Origin of the sequence: Pseudomonas edaphica (assembly GCF_005863185.1) — a bacterium.
GTDB lineage: Bacteria > Pseudomonadota > Gammaproteobacteria > Pseudomonadales > Pseudomonadaceae > Aquipseudomonas > Aquipseudomonas edaphica.
Window position 1 is genome coordinate 1 of sequence record NZ_VBVZ01000062.1, and the last position, 17,438, is coordinate 17,438.

15 protein-coding genes, 2 tRNA genes and 1 riboswitch are annotated in these 17,438 nt (G+C 60.6%); of the genes, 11 read left to right on the top strand and 6 right to left on the bottom strand.

All coding sequences use genetic code 11. The features are described 5' to 3' along the window. The 4 genes from FEM54_RS06490 to FEM54_RS06505 all read right to left on the bottom strand — a co-directional run. A partial coding sequence (locus FEM54_RS06490; RefSeq protein ID WP_138450082.1) for an ABC transporter ATP-binding protein occupies window positions 1-612 on the bottom strand: 612 nt, incomplete at its 3' end. Then, window positions 609-1,613: a FecCD family ABC transporter permease gene (locus tag FEM54_RS06495; protein WP_099548990.1), complete on the bottom strand. Its 1,005-nt coding sequence runs from the start codon at window positions 1,611-1,613 to the stop codon at window positions 609-611. The genes FEM54_RS06490 and FEM54_RS06495, both read right to left, overlap by 4 nt. Beyond that, a complete protein-coding gene (locus tag FEM54_RS06500; protein ID WP_138450084.1) occupies window positions 1,610-2,620 on the bottom strand; it encodes an ABC transporter substrate-binding protein in 1,011 nt (336 codons plus the stop codon). The genes FEM54_RS06495 and FEM54_RS06500 overlap by 4 nt, the downstream gene beginning before the upstream one ends. A 115-nt stretch (window positions 2,621-2,735) precedes the next feature. Further along, window positions 2,736-2,929, bottom strand: a riboswitch (cobalamin riboswitch). 495 nt (window positions 2,930-3,424) lie between these two features. Then, window positions 3,425-4,816 carry an aldehyde dehydrogenase family protein gene (locus FEM54_RS06505; protein WP_138450086.1) on the bottom strand — a complete coding sequence of 464 codons (1,392 nt, stop codon included), beginning with the start codon at window positions 4,814-4,816 and terminating at the stop codon, window positions 3,425-3,427. A 190-nt stretch (window positions 4,817-5,006) separates the two neighbouring features. Here FEM54_RS06505 and ptrR point away from each other — a divergent pair, with 190 nt between their 5' ends. Continuing rightward, window positions 5,007-5,879: a putrescine utilization regulator PtrR gene (gene ptrR / locus FEM54_RS06510; protein ID WP_017138723.1), complete on the top strand. Its 873-nt coding sequence runs from the start codon at window positions 5,007-5,009 to the stop codon at window positions 5,877-5,879. Window positions 5,880-5,925: 46 nt separating this feature from the next. On the opposite strand, the gene FEM54_RS06515 is transcribed toward ptrR, so the two are convergent. Both FEM54_RS06515 and FEM54_RS06520 read right to left on the bottom strand, forming a co-directional pair. After that, the gene (locus FEM54_RS06515; RefSeq protein WP_017138724.1) at window positions 5,926-6,135 is read right to left on the bottom strand and encodes a hypothetical protein; all 210 of its coding nucleotides are present in this window, start codon (window positions 6,133-6,135) and stop codon (window positions 5,926-5,928) included. Between the two features lie 101 nt (window positions 6,136-6,236). Then, the gene (locus FEM54_RS06520) at window positions 6,237-7,433 is read right to left on the bottom strand and encodes an amino acid aminotransferase (RefSeq protein ID WP_058420170.1); all 1,197 of its coding nucleotides are present in this window, start codon (window positions 7,431-7,433) and stop codon (window positions 6,237-6,239) included. A 343-nt stretch (window positions 7,434-7,776) separates the two neighbouring features. On the opposite strand from FEM54_RS06520, the gene uvrB reads away from it, so the two are divergent. From uvrB to FEM54_RS06570, 10 genes are all read left to right on the top strand, one after another. Next, on the top strand, window positions 7,777-9,792 hold the full coding sequence (gene uvrB / locus FEM54_RS06525) for an excinuclease ABC subunit UvrB (protein WP_099548995.1): 2,016 nt from the start codon (window positions 7,777-7,779) through the stop codon (window positions 9,790-9,792). A 190-nt stretch (window positions 9,793-9,982) separates the two neighbouring features. Then, window positions 9,983-11,464, top strand: coding sequence for a glutamate--tRNA ligase (gene gltX / locus FEM54_RS06530; protein WP_017138727.1), 1,482 nt, complete (start codon window positions 9,983-9,985; stop codon window positions 11,462-11,464). Window positions 11,465-11,611: 147 nt separating this feature from the next. Beyond that, window positions 11,612-11,687 (top strand) — tRNA-Ala (locus tag FEM54_RS06535). Window positions 11,688-11,766: 79 nt separating this feature from the next. Continuing rightward, window positions 11,767-11,842 (top strand) — tRNA-Glu (locus FEM54_RS06540). 183 nt (window positions 11,843-12,025) lie between these two features. Further along, window positions 12,026-12,565, top strand: a complete 540-nt coding sequence (locus FEM54_RS06545; RefSeq protein ID WP_138450088.1) for a TetR/AcrR family transcriptional regulator — start codon at window positions 12,026-12,028, stop codon at window positions 12,563-12,565. A 14-nt stretch (window positions 12,566-12,579) separates the two neighbouring features. Then, entirely contained in the window at window positions 12,580-13,413 is an 834-nt protein-coding gene (locus tag FEM54_RS06550; RefSeq protein WP_017138729.1) for an alpha/beta hydrolase, read from the top strand. Window positions 13,414-13,450: 37 nt separating this feature from the next. Then, window positions 13,451-13,885, top strand: coding sequence for an acyl-CoA thioesterase (locus FEM54_RS06555; protein WP_017138730.1), 435 nt, complete (start codon window positions 13,451-13,453; stop codon window positions 13,883-13,885). 55 nt (window positions 13,886-13,940) lie between these two features. After that, window positions 13,941-14,900, top strand: coding sequence for a tRNA dihydrouridine synthase (locus FEM54_RS06560; RefSeq protein WP_138450090.1), 960 nt, complete (start codon window positions 13,941-13,943; stop codon window positions 14,898-14,900). A gap of 572 nt (window positions 14,901-15,472) precedes the next feature. Continuing rightward, on the top strand, window positions 15,473-16,450 hold the full coding sequence (locus FEM54_RS06565; protein WP_138450092.1) for a hypothetical protein: 978 nt from the start codon (window positions 15,473-15,475) through the stop codon (window positions 16,448-16,450). A gap of 90 nt (window positions 16,451-16,540) precedes the next feature. Continuing rightward, on the top strand, window positions 16,541-17,438 hold an 898-nt coding region (locus tag FEM54_RS06570; RefSeq protein ID WP_205894395.1), incomplete at its 3' end, for a hypothetical protein.

The following is a 17,438-nucleotide window of genomic DNA, read 5'->3' on the forward strand; positions in this document are numbered from 1 at the left end:
ACGATCACAGGTCAGCGCCTGGTTCAGGTCATGCAGCGCAATCAGCGTGGTCACCGGCAGCGCCTGCACACCTTTCAAAATCGCCAGTTGATGTTGGATATCCAGGTGATTGGTCGGCTCATCCAGCAACAAGATCTGCGGTCGTTGCGCCAATGCGCGGGCGATGTGCACGCGTTGGCGTTCGCCGCCAGAGAGGCTGCGCCAGGCGCGTTGGCTCAGGTGGGTGGCATCGACGTCGTGCAGCGCCTGGCGCACGATGGCATTGTCTTCGGCAGACCACGGGCTCAGCGCCGACAGCCAGGGCGTGCGGCCCAGCGCCACGGCATCGAACACGCGGATGGCATCGTCGGTATCAGCCTGCTGCTCCACCACCGCCAGGTGTTGCGCAACAAGGCGACGGGGCAGTTTGGGCAGGCGCTGGCCGCCCAGTAATACCTCGCCGGACGCAGGCACACGCAAACCGGCGAGCAATTTGAGCAGGGTGGATTTGCCCGAGCCGTTCGGCCCGACAATGCCTAAGGTTTCACCTGGCTGAACTTCAAGATCAATGTCGCGCAGCAAATGCGCTTCACGCACCTTGAAGCCCAGGCCGGTGCAACTGAGTACCGTCATCGCGCATTCCTCCGGCCAATCAGGATCAATGCAAAGACTGGCGCGCCGACCAAGGCAGTGACCACACCGACGGGAATCACCTGGCCTTTGATCAAGGTGCGCGACAGCACATCAGCAGCGATCAGAAACAACGCGCCGCCCAGCGCACTGGCGGGCAGCAACCGCGAATGCCCGGTGCCCAGCAGCAGGCGCACGGCGTGGGGAATCACCAGCCCGACAAAACCGATGGAGCCGACAATCGACACCATCACCGCCGTCACCAGCGCCGCGCAACCGACAAGCACAAATTGCACACGGCGCACTGGAATACCCAACGAAGCCGCCGAGTCGGTGCCAAAGGTAAACGCATCCAGCGCACGCCGATGCCACAAGCACACCGCCAGGCCTGCGACCGCCACCGGCACCGCCAGCCACACCGACGGCCAGCGCACGCCGCTGAGGTTGCCCAGCAGCCAGAACATGATGCCGCGCGCCTGTTCGGAACTGGCGGACTTGGTGATCAGGAACGCGGTGAGGGCATTGAACAGCTGCGAACCGGCGATGCCGGCGAGGATGATCTGGCCGGTGCCGCTGGTTGAGCCGCTGGCCCGTGCCAATAGAATCACCAACGCAAACGCCGCCATCGCGCCGACAAACGCGCCCGCCGACAGCGAAATCAGCCCGCCGCCCACGCCCATCAATGCCACCAACACTGCACCGGTCGAGGCGCCCGCGCTGATGCCCAGCAGGTACGGATCGGCCAACGGGTTGCGCAACAGCGACTGCAGGATCACCCCGCAGGTGGCCAGCCCGGCGCCACACGCGGCGGCAACCAGCGCCCGTGTCAGGCGGTAGTTCCACACCACGCCTTCATCGATCGGGTCGAGCACGTAACCGGCGGCCCAGAGTTTGTTGGCCAGCACCTGCAAGACCACTTGCGGTTCGATGGCGGTTTCGCCGATGGCGGTGCCGGCGAGCACGGCCATCAGCAACACGGCGAGGGCGAGTAGGGTGCGCATCATTTCGACAGGTCGTAGCCGTCGATGGCACCGGCCAGTTGTTCCAGGCCATCGAACATGCGCAGGCTTGCCTGCAACGCCAGGGCATCAATAATGAGGATGCGGTTGTTTTTCACCGCGTCCATGTTGCGGGTCACCGGGTCGCTGCGCAGGAAGGCAAGTTTCTTTTCATGGTCGTCGGCCGGGTAGCGACGGCGGTCCATGCGCGCGATCACCAGGAAGGTCGGGTTGGCCTTGGCGATGGTCTCCCAACCGACGGCGGGCCATTCTTCGTCGGACTGCACCACGTTGTGCAGGCCGAGGGTTTGCAGCATCAATTCGGGAATGCCCTTGTGGCCGGCCACATACGGGTCGGCCGCCATCTCGCTGCTGGAAAACCACACCAGTGCGCTGGCGTGCTTGAGGCCTTTGCCTTGCGCGGTGGCGACCGACTTTGCCAGGCGTGCCTTGAGTTCGTCATTCAACTGTTGGCCACGCGCTTGCACGTCGAAAATCTCAGCCAACTGGCTGATGCTTTTATAGATCGTGTCGATGCGAAACGGCTCCAGCCGCGTGCCATCGGCGCCCACCAGGTTGTCCTTGCCTTCGCAGTCGGAGGGCAGCACGTAGGTGGGAATCTTCAGTTCGTGGAATTGCTCGCGGGTACCGACCACGCCTTGCGGGCCGACCACCCATTCCAGCTCGGCGGCCACCAGTTGTGGGCGTTTGGCGATCACAGCTTCGAAGCTCGGCTCGTTGTCGGCCAGGCGCTCGATCTTGTCGTTTTGCGCTTTGAACTGCGGTAATACGCTGTTGAACCACAGCGAGGTGCCGACCACTTTATTCGCCACGCCCAGGGCGTAGAGCATCTCGGTGGCGGCCTGGCCAATGGTCACGCTGCGTGCCGGGGCCTGTTGGAAGGTGACGCTGCTGCCGCAGTTTTCCACCGTGAGCGGGTAGTGAGTCGGCGTGGCGTGGGCCAGGGCACAAAAGCCCAGGCCGGTGATCAGGGCGCAAACGCGTAGCAGCATGGGGCAATCTCCGAGTGAACCGTACGGGAAACAGGGCAGGTACGGCTCGGAAACACACCTTTGAACGCTGCAGGTTTGCAGGGCGCGGATGTCCTTCCCGGACACCCCGCCGGTGAGTGATAACGCTGGGCCGGCAGGTCTCCTGACTGATGCGTCGTCGCCTCGCTCCGGCCTTCCCGGACGTGGTCCAGTGGCAATAGGGAGCAGGCTCGGCACCTACAGTTGCGGGGGCAGTTTCGATTGGCGCGATGGGCCGCGCTTCGAATTCCCTATTAGTCCCGTTTGGGAACCGGCGCAGTATGGTAGTCGATTGCGGGGTGCGGGGGGAATTGGCGCCATTCCTGCGAAGAATAAGAGCTATGCCTTGGGCCTGCCTACTGCTCGCCGGTTCAGTTGGGGACGCCTGCGCTTTTGAAGGCCTGGAGAAGGTGACCATGCCTACCAACCGAGTAACGCGCGAGCAAGTGCTGGAAGCGAGTAAAGGCAAGCTGCAAAAGCAGTGGGCAACGTGACGGTCGACTAATCGATAAGCACCGCAGATCAAAGGTGGGAGCTGGCTTGCCTGCGATGGCAGTGGGTCAGCCAAGGAGTTGTCACTGATGCACCGCTATCGCAGCATAGGTATCTACACAACTTTTTAAAGCAGCCTATTTCTCCTGTGGTGTCTGGGTTTGGGGCCGCTTCGCGGCCCAACGCAGGACAAGCCTGCTCGCCACAACAGCCCACTGGCCACTAACCGGTTGTGTAGATACCTATGGCTATCGCAGGCAAGCCAGCTCCCACAGTTGAAGGGTGTTGCCGGTTTTATTTGCGATCCAGCCACACGGTCTGCGCGTTGCAGAATTCGCGTACGCCAAAGTGCGACAGTTCGCGGCCAAATCCACTCTTTTTCACGCCGCCAAACGCCACGCGTGGGTCTGACACGCTGAACGAGTTGACGAATACTGCGCCGGTTTCCAGTTGGTTGGTGATATCCCGGGCCTTCGCCGAGTCGGTGGTGAAGACACTGGCGGTCAAGCCGAACTCGCTGTCGTTGGCCAGGGCCACGGCGTGGTCAGCATCGCGGGTGGTGATGATCGAGGCCACGGGGCCGAACAGTTCCTGTTTGAACGAGGTCATCTGGTCGGTGACGTTGGCCAGCACGGTCGGCTCATAGTAGTTGCCGGCGCCGGGCACTTTATTGCCGCCCAGCAGCAGGGTCGCGCCTTCTTCCAGGGTGGCCTGGACTTGGCCGTGCAGTTCATCACGCAGGTCGAAACGGGCCATCGGGCCGATGTAGGTGGCAGTCGACGTCGGGTCGCCCATCACCAGTTTTCGACTGGCTTCGAGGAATTTGGCTGTGAAAGCTTCCACCACACCTGCTTCGATGATCAGGCGCTTGGCGGCGGCGCAGACCTGGCCGCTGTTCTGGAAGCGCCCGATCACGGCGGCCTGCACGGCGGCATCAAGGTCGGCGTCGTTAAGCACGATAAACGGGTCGGAGCCGCCCAATTCCAGCACGCATTTTTTCAGCGCTGCACCGGCCTGGGAGCCGATGGCGATACCGGCGCGCACGCTGCCAGTGAGGGTGACGGCGGCGATGCGTGGGTCGGCGATGGCCTTGGATACGCCCTCGTTGGTCACGTTGACCACTTCAAAAATACCTTCGGCAAAACCGGCTTTCTGGAACGCTTGCTGGATCAGGTAGGCGCTGCCCATCACATTCGGCGCGTGTTTGAGCACGTAGGTGTTACCGGCCAGCAAGGTCGGTACGGCGCCGCGCAGTACTTGCCACACCGGGAAGTTCCACGGCATGACGGCGAAGATCAGGCCCAGCGGGCGATATTCGATCTGCGCGCTGCCGTTATCCACCAGGGTCGGTTCCGGCGCGAGCATGGCTGGGCCTTGGGCGGCGTACCACTCGCTGAGCTGTGCACACTTTTCGATTTCGGCGCGGGCCTGGGCGATGGGTTTGCCCATTTCCAGGGTGATCATCTGGGCCATGTCTTCGGCTTGCTCGCGCAATGCATCGGCCAGGGCCAGCAGCAGTTCAGCGCGTTGGCTCACCGGCTGGCGGCGCCAGCTGCGGAAAGCGTCAGTGGCGCGGTCTAGGGCGGCGTCCAGTTGCGCCGCGGTTTCGTAGGGGTAGCTGGCGACCGTTTCGCCATTGGCGGGGTTGATCGACAAGGCGTGGGTCTGGTGAGTAATAGCGTTCATGGCACCGTCCGGCTGAATGAGTGGAATGGGGTCAGCCTACGGGGATGCATGTTTTCTGGAAACTGAATAATATTAAGTGATACGTTCTCGAATTGAGAATGGATGTTGGATTTTGGACGCGGAGCGTCCTTGGCGGCATTCCCACGCAGAGCGTGGGAACGCTCACATACGTTCACGATTGGAGAATGACTTGGATCTGGTGCAGCTGGAAATCTTCAAGGCCGTTGCCGAGCAAGGCAGCATCAGCGCCGCCGCGCAGTTGATTCATCGCGTGCCGTCGAACCTGACCACACGCATCAAGCAACTGGAGCAGGATTTGGGCGTGGAGTTGTTTATCCGTGAGAAAAGCCGCCTGCGCCTGTCACCAGCCGGCTGGAATTTCCTCGGTTATGCGCGGCGCATTCTTGATTTGGTGCAGGAGGCCCGCGCAACCGTGGCCGGGGAGGAGCCTCAGGGCGCGTTTGCGCTTGGCTCGCTGGAGAGTACGGCGGCTGTACGCATTCCGGCGCTATTGGCGGCGTATAACCAGAAACACACCAAGGTCGAGCTGGACCTGAGCACCGGGCCGTCGGGCACGATGATCGAGGGCGTGTTGTCGGGGCGCCTGGCGGCGGCGTTTGTCGATGGGCCGGTGCTGCATGCCACGCTGGAGGGCGTGGCGGTGTTTGAGGAGGAGATGGTGGTGATTGCGCCGCTGCACCATGCGCCGATCACGCGGGGCCAGGATGTGGCGGGGGAGAGCATCTACACCTTTCGTTCGAACTGCTCGTATCGCCATCACTTCGAACGCTGGTTTTCACAGGATGGCGCGGTGCCGGGCAAGATCTTCGAAATGGAGTCCTATCACGGCATGCTCGCCTGCGTCAGCGCCGGGGCCGGCCTGGCGCTGATGCCGCGCAGTATGCTGGAGAGCATGCCGGGGTTTACGACGGTGAGTGTGTGGCCGTTGACCGACGCGTTTCGCCTGCTCAATACCTGGCTGATCTGGCGCCGAGGCACGGTGTCGCAGAGTTTGAACAGCTTTGTGAAGTTGCTGGAGGAACGCGGCCTGGTAGCCACTTAGATCTCATGTGGGAGCTGGCAAGCCAGCTCCCACCTGTTGATCTGTGTCAGCCGCCAAATTGCAGGGTGCCCATGGCCAGCTTGGCCATTATCGCCGTGGCGCCCAACTGCACCAGCCACAAGGCCAACCCACCCAGGAACACGCCCAGCGCCACTTGCAGCACCAGACTTTTCTGGCGCTTGGCTTGCGGCGCGCGCGGGGTGTAGTCATGCAGTTCGTCGCGGTCGGCGCGCAGGTCCAGGTCGTCGTTTCTCATAGGGCTCTCACAGCAAAGGGGCGATCAGGGTTCAGTCTAGTGGGTTCGCCAATAAAAAGGGGGAAGCCATCGGCTTCCCCCTTCGTACGACGCTGGCAGGTTTATAGAACCTGAACAATCGCTTTAGTGACCGCACCAATGTTCGACTGGTTCAGCGCGGCCACGCAGATGCGGCCGGTGTCGAGCGCGTAGATACCAAACTCGGTGCGCAGGCGGGTGACTTGCTCAACGGTCAGGCCGGAGTAGGAGAACATCCCACGCTGGCGGCCGACGAAGCTGAAGTCGTGGCCCGGTGCAGCCTTGGCCAGTTCGGCGACCATCTGCTCACGCATGCCGCGGATGCGCAGGCGCATCTCGGCCAGTTCGGCTTCCCATTGGGCGCGCAGCTCAGGGTTGTTCAGCACGGCCGCCACGATCGCCGCGCCGTGGGTCGGCGGGTTGGAGTAGTTGGTGCGGATAACGCGTTTGACCTGGGACAGGATGCGCGCGCTTTCTTCCTTGGATTCGCTGACGATCGACAGCGCGCCCACGCGTTCGCCGTACAGCGAGAACGACTTGGAGAACGAGCTGGAGACAAAGAAGGTCAGGCCCGATTCAGCAAACAGGCGCACAGCAGCGGCGTCTTCGTGGATGCCGTCGCCAAAGCCCTGGTAGGCCATGTCGAGGAACGGCACCAGGTTCTTGGCCTTGATGACCTCCAGCACGTTTTGCCAGTCGGCCGGGCTCAGGTCAACGCCGGTCGGGTTGTGGCAGCAGGCGTGCAGCACCACGATGGACTGTGGCGGCAGGGCGTTGAGGTCTTCGAGCAGGCCGGCACGGTTGACGTCGTGGGTGGCGGCGTCGTAGTAGCGGTAGGTCTGCACCGGGAAGCCGGCTTTTTCGAACAGGGCCTGGTGGTTTTCCCAGCTCGGGTCGCTGATAGCGACGACGGCGTTGGGCAGCAGTTGCTTGAGGAAGTCCGCGCCGATTTTAAGCGCGCCGGTGCCGCCGACCGCTTGGGCGGTGATCACGCGGCCGGCGCTCAGCAGTGGCGACTCAGCGCCGAACAGCAGCTTTTGCACAGCCTGGTCGTACGCCACGATACCGTCGATCGGCAGGTAGCCACGGGCGGCGTGTTGCGCCACGCGAATGGCTTCCGCTTCGGCAACGGCACGCAAGAGTGGAATCTTCCCCTCCTCGTTGCAGTAAACGCCCACGCCAAGGTTGACCTTGGTGGTTCGTGTATCGGCGTTAAATGCTTCGTTGAGGCCCAGGATTGGATCGCGTGGTGCCATTTCGACAGCGGAGAACAGGCTCATTTTTGCGGCAGCTCTATGGGGGAATGGAGGGACGTGTCGCGCTCCAGCCGAATGCACTAGAGCGGTGCACAAACGGGGAGCTAGTATAGAGGCCATCCAGGCTCAGGGCGACAACCGAAACGGCTTTTAAGCCAAGTTTTTCGGTTTATTTGCCCACCGTTAGTCTTATTGCAATATTGATCAGCGACGGCAGGTAGGACGATTGCCTTGAAACCCGTCACATTCGCCACCACTTCTACAGCTATCATGGTTTTTTCCTGCAACCTGCGAAGACTATTCGCGGGTTGCTGAGCTATTTCGTCCCTGGCGGTTTCGAGTCTGGGGTGACTTCACGAGGTACGTTATGTCGGATTTCCAGCTCGTCACCCGTTTTGAACCCGCCGGCGACCAGCCCGAAGCCATTCGCCAGATGGTCGAAGGCATCGAAGCCGGCCTTGCGCACCAGACGCTGCTCGGGGTGACCGGTTCAGGCAAGACCTTCAGCATCGCCAACGTGATCGCGCAGATCAACCGCCCGACTCTGGTGCTGGCGCCGAACAAAACCCTGGCCGCGCAGTTGTACGGTGAGTTCAAGGCGTTCTTTCCGAACAACGCGGTGGAGTACTTCGTCTCCTACTACGACTACTACCAGCCCGAAGCCTATGTGCCGTCGTCCGACACCTTTATCGAGAAGGATGCGTCGATCAACGACCATATCGAGCAGATGCGGTTGTCGGCGACCAAGGCGTTGCTGGAGCGCAAGGACGCAATCATCGTCACCACGGTGTCGTGCATCTACGGCCTGGGCAGCCCGGAAACCTATTTGAAAATGGTGCTGCACGTCGATCGCGGCGACAAACTCGACCAGCGCGAACTGCTGCGCCGCCTGACAAGCCTTCAGTACACCCGCAACGACATGGATTTTGCCCGTGCCACCTTCCGTGTGCGTGGCGATGTGATCGACATTTACCCGGCCGAATCCGACCTGGAAGCGATCCGCATTGAGCTGTTCGACGATGAAGTCGAGAGCCTGTCGGCCTTCGACCCGTTGACCGGCGAGGTGATCCGCAAACTGCCGCGCTTCACCTTCTATCCGAAAAGCCACTACGTGACGCCGCGTGAAACCCTGATGGGGGCGATCGAAGGCATCAAGGCCGAACTGGTAGAGCGTCTGGAATACCTGCGCGCCAACAACAAGCTGGTGGAAGCCCAGCGCCTGGAGCAGCGCACCCGCTTCGATTTGGAGATGATCCTGGAGCTGGGCTACTGCAACGGCATCGAAAACTACTCACGCTACCTGTCGGGGCGCGAAGCCGGCGCCGCGCCGCCGACGCTCTATGATTATTTGCCCGACGACGCGCTGCTGGTGATCGACGAATCCCACGTCAGCGTGCCGCAGGTCGGCGCCATGTATAAGGGCGACCGTTCGCGTAAAGAGACGTTGGTGGAATACGGCTTCCGTCTGCCATCGGCACTGGATAACCGGCCGATGCGTTTTGACGAGTGGGAGGCCATCAGCCCGCAGACCATCTTCGTGTCTGCAACCCCAGGCAACTATGAAGCCGAACATGCCGGCCGTGTGATTGAGCAGTTGGTGCGGCCGACCGGGCTGGTGGACCCGCAGATTGAAATCCGCCCGGCGCTGACCCAGGTCGATGACTTGCTCTCGGAAATCACCAAGCGCGTGGCCCTGGAAGAGCGCGTGCTGGTCACCACGCTGACCAAACGCATGTCCGAAGACTTGACCGATTACCTGGCCGACCACGGCGTGCGTGTGCGTTATTTGCACTCGGACATCGACACCGTGGAGCGTGTAGAGATCATCCGCGACCTGCGCCTGGGTGTGTTTGATGTGCTGGTGGGCATCAACTTGCTGCGCGAAGGCCTGGACATGCCGGAGGTTTCGCTGGTGGCGATTCTGGATGCGGACAAGGAAGGCTTCCTGCGTTCCGAGCGCTCGTTGATCCAGACCATTGGCCGTGCCGCGCGTAACCTCAATGGTCGCGCGATTCTGTACGCGGATCGCATCACCGGCTCCATGGAACGGGCGATTGGCGAGACTGAGCGCCGTCGTGACAAGCAGATTGCGTTTAACCTGGAGCATGGCATCACCCCCAAAGGGGTGTTCAAGGACGTTGCCGACATCATGGAAGGCGCCACCGTGCCGGGCTCGCGCAGCAAGAAGCGCAAGGGCATGGCCAAGGCGGCCGAGGAGAGCGCCAAGTACGAGAACGAACTGCGCTCGCCGAGTGAGATCACCAAGCGGATTCGGCAGTTGGAAGAGAAGATGTACCAGTTGGCGCGCGATCTTGAGTTTGAGGCGGCGGCGCAGACGCGCGATGAGATTGGCAAGTTGCGTGAGCGCCTGTTGGCTGTTTGATTTTTCGCTAGCCGGTCTGGCCTCATCACGGGCAAGCCCGGCTCCCACAGTTGATGTGTGAACACAGTCAAAATGTGGGAGCTGGCTTGCCTGCGATAGCGACACCTCGGTCTGCCAGAACCCCCCACGCTGGTGTTACCATTCGCCCCTTGTTTCAATTTTCAGTTTTATCGCCCATTCGAGACCTGCCATGACCACCGTCCGCACGCGCATTGCGCCATCGCCTACTGGGGATCCCCACGTCGGTACTGCCTACATCGCCCTGTTCAACTACTGCTTTGCCAAGCAGCACGGCGGTGAATTCATCCTGCGGATCGAAGACACCGACCAAGTGCGCTCCACCCGTGAGTCGGAGCAGCAGATTTTCGATGCCTTGCGCTGGTTGGGCATTACCTGGGCTGAAGGCCCGGACGTCGGCGGCCCGCACGGCCCGTATCGTCAGAGCGAGCGCAGCGACATCTACAAGCAGTACACCCAGCAACTGGTCGACATGGGCCACGCCTTCCCGTGCTTCTGCACCGCCGAAGAACTCGACCAGATGCGTGCCGAGCAACAGGCCCGTGGTGAAACCCCGCGTTACGACGGCCGCGCGCTGCTGCTGTCCAAGGAAGAAGTGGCCCGGCGCCTGGCCGCCGGCGAGCCGCACGTGATCCGCATGAAAGTGCCGAGCGAAGGCGTGTGCGTGGTGCCGGACATGCTGCGCGGTGACGTCGAGATCCCGTGGGACCGCATGGACATGCAAGTGCTGATGAAGACCGACGGCCTGCCGACGTACTTCCTGGCCAACGTGGTCGACGACCACCTGATGGGCATCACCCACGTGCTGCGCGGCGAAGAATGGCTGCCGTCGGCGCCTAAACTGATTCTGCTGTACGAGTATTTCGGCTGGGAGCAACCGCAGCTGTGCTACATGCCGCTGCTGCGTAACCCGGACAAGAGCAAGCTGTCCAAGCGCAAGAACCCGACGTCGGTGACGTTCTACGAGCGCATGGGCTTTATGCCTGAGGCGATGCTCAACTACCTGGGCCGCATGGGCTGGTCGATGCCGGACGAGCGCGAGAAGTTCTCGCTGCAGGAAATGGTCGACCACTTCGACCTGTCGCGCGTTTCCCTCGGCGGGCCGATCTTCGATATCGAGAAGCTGTCGTGGCTCAACGGCCAGTGGCTGCGTGATTTGCCGGTGGAAGAGTTTGCCAGCCGTGTGCAGCAGTGGGCGCTGAACCCCGAGTACATGATGAAGATCGCGCCGCTGGTGCAGGGCAGGGTAGAGACGTTCAGTCAGGTCGCACCATTAGCCAGCTTCTTCTTCGCCGGTGGCGTGAACCCGGACGCCAAGCTGTTTGAGTCCAAGAAGCTCTCCGGTGATCAGGTTCGCCAGTTGATGCAGTTGATCCTGTGGAAGCTCGAAAGCCTGCGCCAGTGGGAGAAAGATGCCATCACCGCGACAATCCAGGCAGTGGTGGAATCGTTGGAATTGAAATTGCGCGATGCCATGCCGCTGATGTTTGCCGCGATCACCGGGCAGGCCAGTTCGGTGTCGGTGCTCGATGCGATGGAAATTCTCGGCCCGGACCTTACGCGTTTCCGTCTGCGCCAAGCCCTTGATTTGCTTGGGGGTGTTTCGAAGAAAGAAAACAAAGAGTGGGAAAAGCTGCTGGGCGCTATCGCTTAAGCAGGCTGTTGTTACGACGAAACCCCGGTTTTCCGGGGTTTCGCCGGTAAGTGATTGTTATCCCGGCAAAAAAGTTTGGAAATTGTTGAAAATAAATTTGACACACTTCCAAACCGCCATTAAGATTCGCCCCGTCCTCACCGATGAGGGGCTATAGCTCAGCTGGGAGAGCGCTTGCATGGCATGCAAGAGGTCAACGGTTCGATCCCGTTTAGCTCCACCAATTTACAGGTTCAAGGTTCCGGCCACACCGTCCTTGAATCGATCAGTTCTCAGCGCTGATCAGTGTATAGAAGGTTTGTGTCCCCTTCGTCTAGTGGCCTAGGACACCGCCCTTTCACGGCGGTAACAGGGGTTCGAGTCCCCTAGGGGACGCCACGATTACCCGCTCTGCGGGATTTTTAAGGGTCATTCAATTATTGAATGGCCCTTTTGTTTGTCTGGCGTTTGGCCAATTCTCTCCTCAGTGCCCCTTATTCTGTCCTGACCAGCGGTCATGCCTGTCGCTTGCTAAATATTATTATGGTAATAATATTCACCCAATGAGAGACGGAGGCACTGCTGATCGATAAAAAAGCGCAAACCCGCCAACGCATTTTGCAGGCGGCCAGCGCGGCGTTGATCCAGCGCGGCCCGGCTGAGCCGAGTGTCGGCGAAGTCATGGGCGCAGCCGGGCTCACGGTCGGCGGTTTCTACGCGCACTTTGAAAGCAAGGACGCGCTGATGCTGGAGGCCTTCACCCAGTTGCTGGCTCGGCGGCGTGCGTCGATCGACGACATGGACGCGCAACTGACCGGTGAGGAGCGCAGAAGCCTGGTGGCGGCGTTCTACCTGTCGCGCAAGCACCGCGACTCCACCGACCACGCCTGCCCGATCCCCGCCACCGTGGGCGAGATGAGCCGCCTGCCGGACGAGTTCCGCCTGGCGCTCAACGAGCACACCGAATTGATGGCCGCCCAACTGGCCGCCAGCCCCGAAGACACCGACAAGGCCTTGGCCGACATGGCCTTGATGATCGGCGGCCTGGCGCTGGCTCGTGCGCTTGGCCCAGGTGAATTGTCCGACCGCGTGTTGCGCGCCGCCAAGTCGGCAGTGCGTTAAAGAGGAGTCGCATGATGGGCGCATTAACCTGGATTCGTGGTTTCCATGGCACCGTTGGCCGTTTGGCACCGCGAACGGTGGCCAGCAAATTGCGCCGCACCTTCATGACACCGCGCAACTTGCCGCCGCGAGATTGGGAGCTGCCGCTGCTGGCGCAATCGGAGCGCATCACCTTGCGTTTCGGCTTGTCAGCGTTGTGCTGGGGCCAAGGCCCAGCAGTATTGCTGATGCACGGTTGGGAAGGGCGCCCCACGCAGTTCGCCAGCTTGATCACCGCGTTGGTGGACAATGGTTATTCGGTAATAGCCCTGGATGGCCCGGCCCATGGTCGCTCGCCGGGGCGTGAAGCGCATGTGTTGCTGTTTGCCCGCGCCATGCTCGATGCTGCCGCTGAGTTGCCGCCGCTGCATGCGGTGGTCGGGCATTCCATGGGCGGCGCCAGTGCGATGCTGGCGGTGCAATTGGGGTTGCGCACTGAAGCGCTGGTGAGCATTGCCGCGCCCTCGCGCTTCCTGGATGTGCTGCGTGGCTTTACCCGCATGGTGGGCTTGCCGCCGCGTGCGCGCTCGGCGTTTATCCAGGAGGTCGAACAGACTTTCGGAATGCCGCTCAAGCACCTGGATGTGGCCCACTACCAGATGAACCTGCCGGGGTTGATCGTGCACGCTGAAGACGACACGTTCGTCCCGGTCAAAGCCTCGCAAGCCATTCATGAGGCTTGGTTCGACAGCCGCCTGCTGCGCCTTGAGCAGGGCGGTCATCAGCGGGTGCTGGCCGATCCACGGGTGATCGAGGGTGTGTTGGCCCTGTTGGCCGGCAGTCGTTTACAGGAGCGGCAAACCGCCTGATACACTGCCCGGCGACATTCATCGACTGGAGCAAGGCATGGGCTGGGATCTGGCAGCGCCGTTTATCATCGACCTGCAGGTCGCCGCTGAAGACATCGATGGCCTTGGGCACGCCAATAATGCGGTGTACGTGTCCTGGCTGGAGCGTTGTGCGTGGCGTCACTCCCAGCGTCTGGGGCTGGACCTCGCCGAGTATCGCCGGCTGGACCGCGCCATGGCCGTGGTGCGCCATGAGATCGACTATCTGGCGGCCGGCTACGAAGGTGACGAGTTGCAACTGGCTACCTGGATCGTTGACTGGGACCAGCGGCTGAAGATGACTCGGCGCTTCCAGTTGGTACGCCCCAGCGATGGTGCGACCCTGCTGCGTGCGCAAACCACCTTTGTTTGCATCGAGCTGTCCAGCGGCAAACCCAAGCGCATGCCCGCCGAGTTTCTCGATGGCTATGGCCCGGCCCTGACAGGGGGTTAACGGTTGCTGTGGGAAACCCAGTAAACTGCGCCACGATTTTTGTTGAGTGTTTCCCATGCAAATTGCTTTGGCGCCCATGGAGGGGTTGGTCGACAACATCCTGCGGGACGTGTTGACCCGCGTGGGCGGTATTGACTGGTGCGTGACCGAGTTCATTCGCGTCAACGACCGCCTGCTCACCCCGGCCTATTTCCACAAGCTCGCCCCCGAACTGCTGCACGGTGCCCACACCGCAGCGGGCGTGCCGTTGCGCGTGCAGTTGTTGGGCTCGGACCCGGTGTGCCTGGCGGAAAACGCTGCGTTGGCGTGCGAATTGGGTTCCGAGGTGATCGACCTGAACTTCGGCTGCCCGGCCAAGACCGTCAACAAATCCCGTGGCGGTGCGGTATTGCTCAAGGAGCCCGAGCTGCTCAACCAGATCGTCGAGCACGTGCGCCGCGCCGTGCCGGCGCATATCCCGGTCACTGCGAAAATGCGCCTGGGCTTCGACAGCCCCGACGGTGCGTTGGTGTGCGCCACGGCCCTGGCTGAAGGCGGCGCGGCGCACATCGTGGTGCATGCGCGCACCAAGACCGATGGCTACAAGCCGCCGGCCCATTGGGAGTGGATTCCGCGGGTGCAAGACGTGGTCAAGGTGCCGGTGTTTGCCAATGGCGATATCTGGAGCGTCGAAGACTGGAAGCGTTGCCGCGAAGTCAGCGGCGCCGAAGACATCATGCTTGGCCGTGGCCTGGTGGCCCGCCCAGACCTGGCGCGGCAGATTGTGGCGGCGAAGGCAGGCGAAGAGGTGGTAGAGATGACGTGGGCAGACATGCAGCCGATGCTCCACGAGTTCTGGCGCCAATCGGTGGCGCAACTGACCGAAAAGCAGGCGCCGGGCCGTTTGAAGCAGTGGCTGGCGATGCTCACGCGCAACTACCCCGAGGCAGTCGAGTTGTTTACCGCGCTGCGCCGCGAAACCGGGTTGGAGCAGGTCAGCCGCTTGCTGGGTATGAAGCATCCCGACCCGGCGTAGTGAAGCAATCACAGCCGCCTTTGTTTCAAAAATGCTCCGTATTGAAAGATACGGAGCATTTTTGCATTTAAAGGTATTGCCGCGGAGGCTCGCCAAGCTTGAGAGGTGGCGTTTTTTCGCTGTCGGAAGCTTTTTTAGTGCTGGAAAGCAACAGTCGCTGCCAAACCGGGTTTGGATATTGATACAGAGTTGTTCTAAATAGTCAGTCGTTTTCTAATCAAGTAATAAATGTTGCGACAGGTGTTTCATTGAGTGCGGAGTATCACACGTTGTCGTTTTGTTGGTTGGTTAATCATGTCGCTTAATTGCAGCCTTGGCAGTTTATAAGTGCATGTGTCCGCTGTCATGCGGGTAGGGGTGAGCGACGTCTCGGTTTTTCGTGAATAACAACGGGGAAAAGTCCTAAAGGTTGATTTGGTTTCCTTATATTAAGCGCGATTTCTGGAACTCAATAATCTCGCGCCTCACAAAAGTAGGGTCTGTGAAGCAGCGCTGTTGCTTGCAGCACTTATAATGACTGTCGCTGTTCTGGGTTTTAATTGCCCAGGCTGCGCTTAATTAGGAAATTACTAATGTCTTTTTCGATCAGCCATTCGCCCTCTATCAACTCTGATACGTTGCCCCTTGACCTGACAGTCTCGAAAGAACCCAATGTCGGTAAGCCTGTTGGCCTGCACGGGGCTGGTTTGGGGCACACTCCACCCGCCCCCCGAACTGAGTTTTCCACGGCTTTGCAGCGTGACGGGTTGAATAATGCCAACATGCTCACGAAACTGTTTGATATGTTTGAACAACTTGTCAGCGCCCTGCGTGAGATGTTTTCGGGCAAGGCCGAAACAGTTGCCCTAATGCCTCACACCGATACAACAGCCAATACCACGCAAGGTATATACCCTCAGAACGACGTGGCTGTGCACACCCAACCTCTGCTGAAGGACGCTGCGGCTGCCGCGTCTCAATTGAAAGGCAAGCTGCAAACAGGCTCGCTGTCCAAGGTTATTTCGGACGTTGCGGATCAACTAAAAGAGAAGTCGGATGAGGATTCGCATCCAGCAGCGATACCAGTCTTCGGGAGCCGTGTTTCACATCCGATGCGCGAATCCGGTGTGAGCGTAACCAATCAGGCAAAACCGCAGGTCAAGGTGGAGGTCAATATCAACCATTGCCACTGTCCCGAGACCTTGGTTGAGCGCGATGGAATAACAACCGGTGTAAGTGTACCGGTTGATCACCGCCCTCGGACGCGGATAAACCTTAAGCCTGACAGCCCTGCCGAGCCGCACCCCACTGTTGGCGAGACGCTCAAGACGGTTTCGCCTATCACGCCTGTAGCGCCGGCACCGATTGACGACCACGACCACGACCACGACAGCCATAGCAAACCGCGCCACATCCATAGTGAGGTGCCAGGCTCGCCCAGGAAGACCCCGCAGGAAGACTTGGAGGTACTCACTAAGCCCAAGGTTGGCGTCACGAGCCCAGGCCCTGCTGAAAATGAGAATGATCGTTGGGACCAGGGCTTCTCCAGCCGCTCCCGGCTGAGGAACTGACACCCGCCAGGGTGTTTTTACTTCGCCGATAACGCCGCGTTTCCCCGGGCCCAAGGTTCGGGGAAACGTTTGAAAAACGTGGAGCAAGTCATGGTGTATTACCGCATTGATAACATCGCTTACCCAGATGTGCGTCAGCTGCCAAGCATGGATTTGCATGGCGCACCCAATGAGCGCGCGTCCTTTTACGCGCCAAAACATGCCGGTTCGCGGTGGAGCTCGGTGCCGGTGCCCAGTGATAGGCCTGGGCAACAAAGGGCTCAAAGCCTGGTGGACAGGGTTGCCGCATTTTTAGCGCAATTGGCCAGTGGTCCCTCGCAGCCAAAGGCTAAGGTCTTTCCCGATGTGCCCCCACAACCCCAAGTGAATCCCCAGGCGGTGAGGCGTGCCGCGCCAGCTGACTCGGCGCCCGTGCTGACTTGCGCGCCTGCGCAGGCGCATGGAGGCGATATCCCGGGTTTGTCCGATAAGCGTAATGGCGCAAAGCCTTTGAATATTTGGAGTGGGTTCCGTCAGGGGCCAGGCGGTAACTGTGCCACGGTAGCGACGATCAAGGCTGCCATGCACACATTCGGTCAAAGCCCGACAGAGATCTACCGCGAAGTCAGGCGGCTGGACGGTGGTTATCGGGTAACGATGCGCGACAATTACACGCTCACATTGACCGACCGAGAGTTGGCCGTCGCCTCGCGCGCTTCGCAGTTCATCGGCCCCGATAAAGGCATGCTCAAGGATGCGCACTTTTTATTTGCCGTCAGTGCCAAGCGTGCACACGAGGAGAACAACGACACAACGGCGGGTGAGAGCTTTGACGCGGGTGTGGAGAGTTTGAATGATGGTGAGGATGAGGAAAAGCCTGGCGAGGGCTTCCTGCGGTTAGGGCTAATTCACTATATGAAAAACGTCAGCGTGCGTGAGCTTGCCGAAGGTCACGTGGGCGTGAGTAATCGGCGGGGGCACTCGGTAGCAGTCATCAATGGCCTTGAAG

Bases quoted from the DNA above. Each gene is read 5' to 3' on its own strand.
- FEM54_RS06495 (WP_099548990.1), bottom strand. From the start codon at position 1,613: ATGATGCGCACCCTACTCGCCCTCGCCGTGTTGCTGATGGCCGTGCTC.
- FEM54_RS06500 (WP_138450084.1), bottom strand. From the start codon at position 2,620: ATGCTGCTACGCGTTTGCGCCCTGATCACCGGCCTGGGCTTTTGTGCC.
- FEM54_RS06505 (WP_138450086.1), bottom strand. From the start codon at position 4,816: ATGAACGCTATTACTCACCAGACCCACGCCTTGTCGATCAACCCCGCC.
- FEM54_RS06515 (WP_017138724.1), bottom strand. From the start codon at position 6,135: ATGAGAAACGACGACCTGGACCTGCGCGCCGACCGCGACGAACTGCAT.
- FEM54_RS06520 (WP_058420170.1), bottom strand. From the start codon at position 7,433: ATGAGCCTGTTCTCCGCTGTCGAAATGGCACCACGCGATCCAATCCTG.
- uvrB (WP_099548995.1), top strand. From the start codon at position 7,777: ATGTCGGATTTCCAGCTCGTCACCCGTTTTGAACCCGCCGGCGACCAG.
- gltX (WP_017138727.1), top strand. From the start codon at position 9,983: ATGACCACCGTCCGCACGCGCATTGCGCCATCGCCTACTGGGGATCCC.
- FEM54_RS06550 (WP_017138729.1), top strand. From the start codon at position 12,580: ATGGGCGCATTAACCTGGATTCGTGGTTTCCATGGCACCGTTGGCCGT.
- FEM54_RS06555 (WP_017138730.1), top strand. From the start codon at position 13,451: ATGGGCTGGGATCTGGCAGCGCCGTTTATCATCGACCTGCAGGTCGCC.
- FEM54_RS06560 (WP_138450090.1), top strand. From the start codon at position 13,941: ATGCAAATTGCTTTGGCGCCCATGGAGGGGTTGGTCGACAACATCCTG.
- FEM54_RS06565 (WP_138450092.1), top strand. From the start codon at position 15,473: ATGTCTTTTTCGATCAGCCATTCGCCCTCTATCAACTCTGATACGTTG.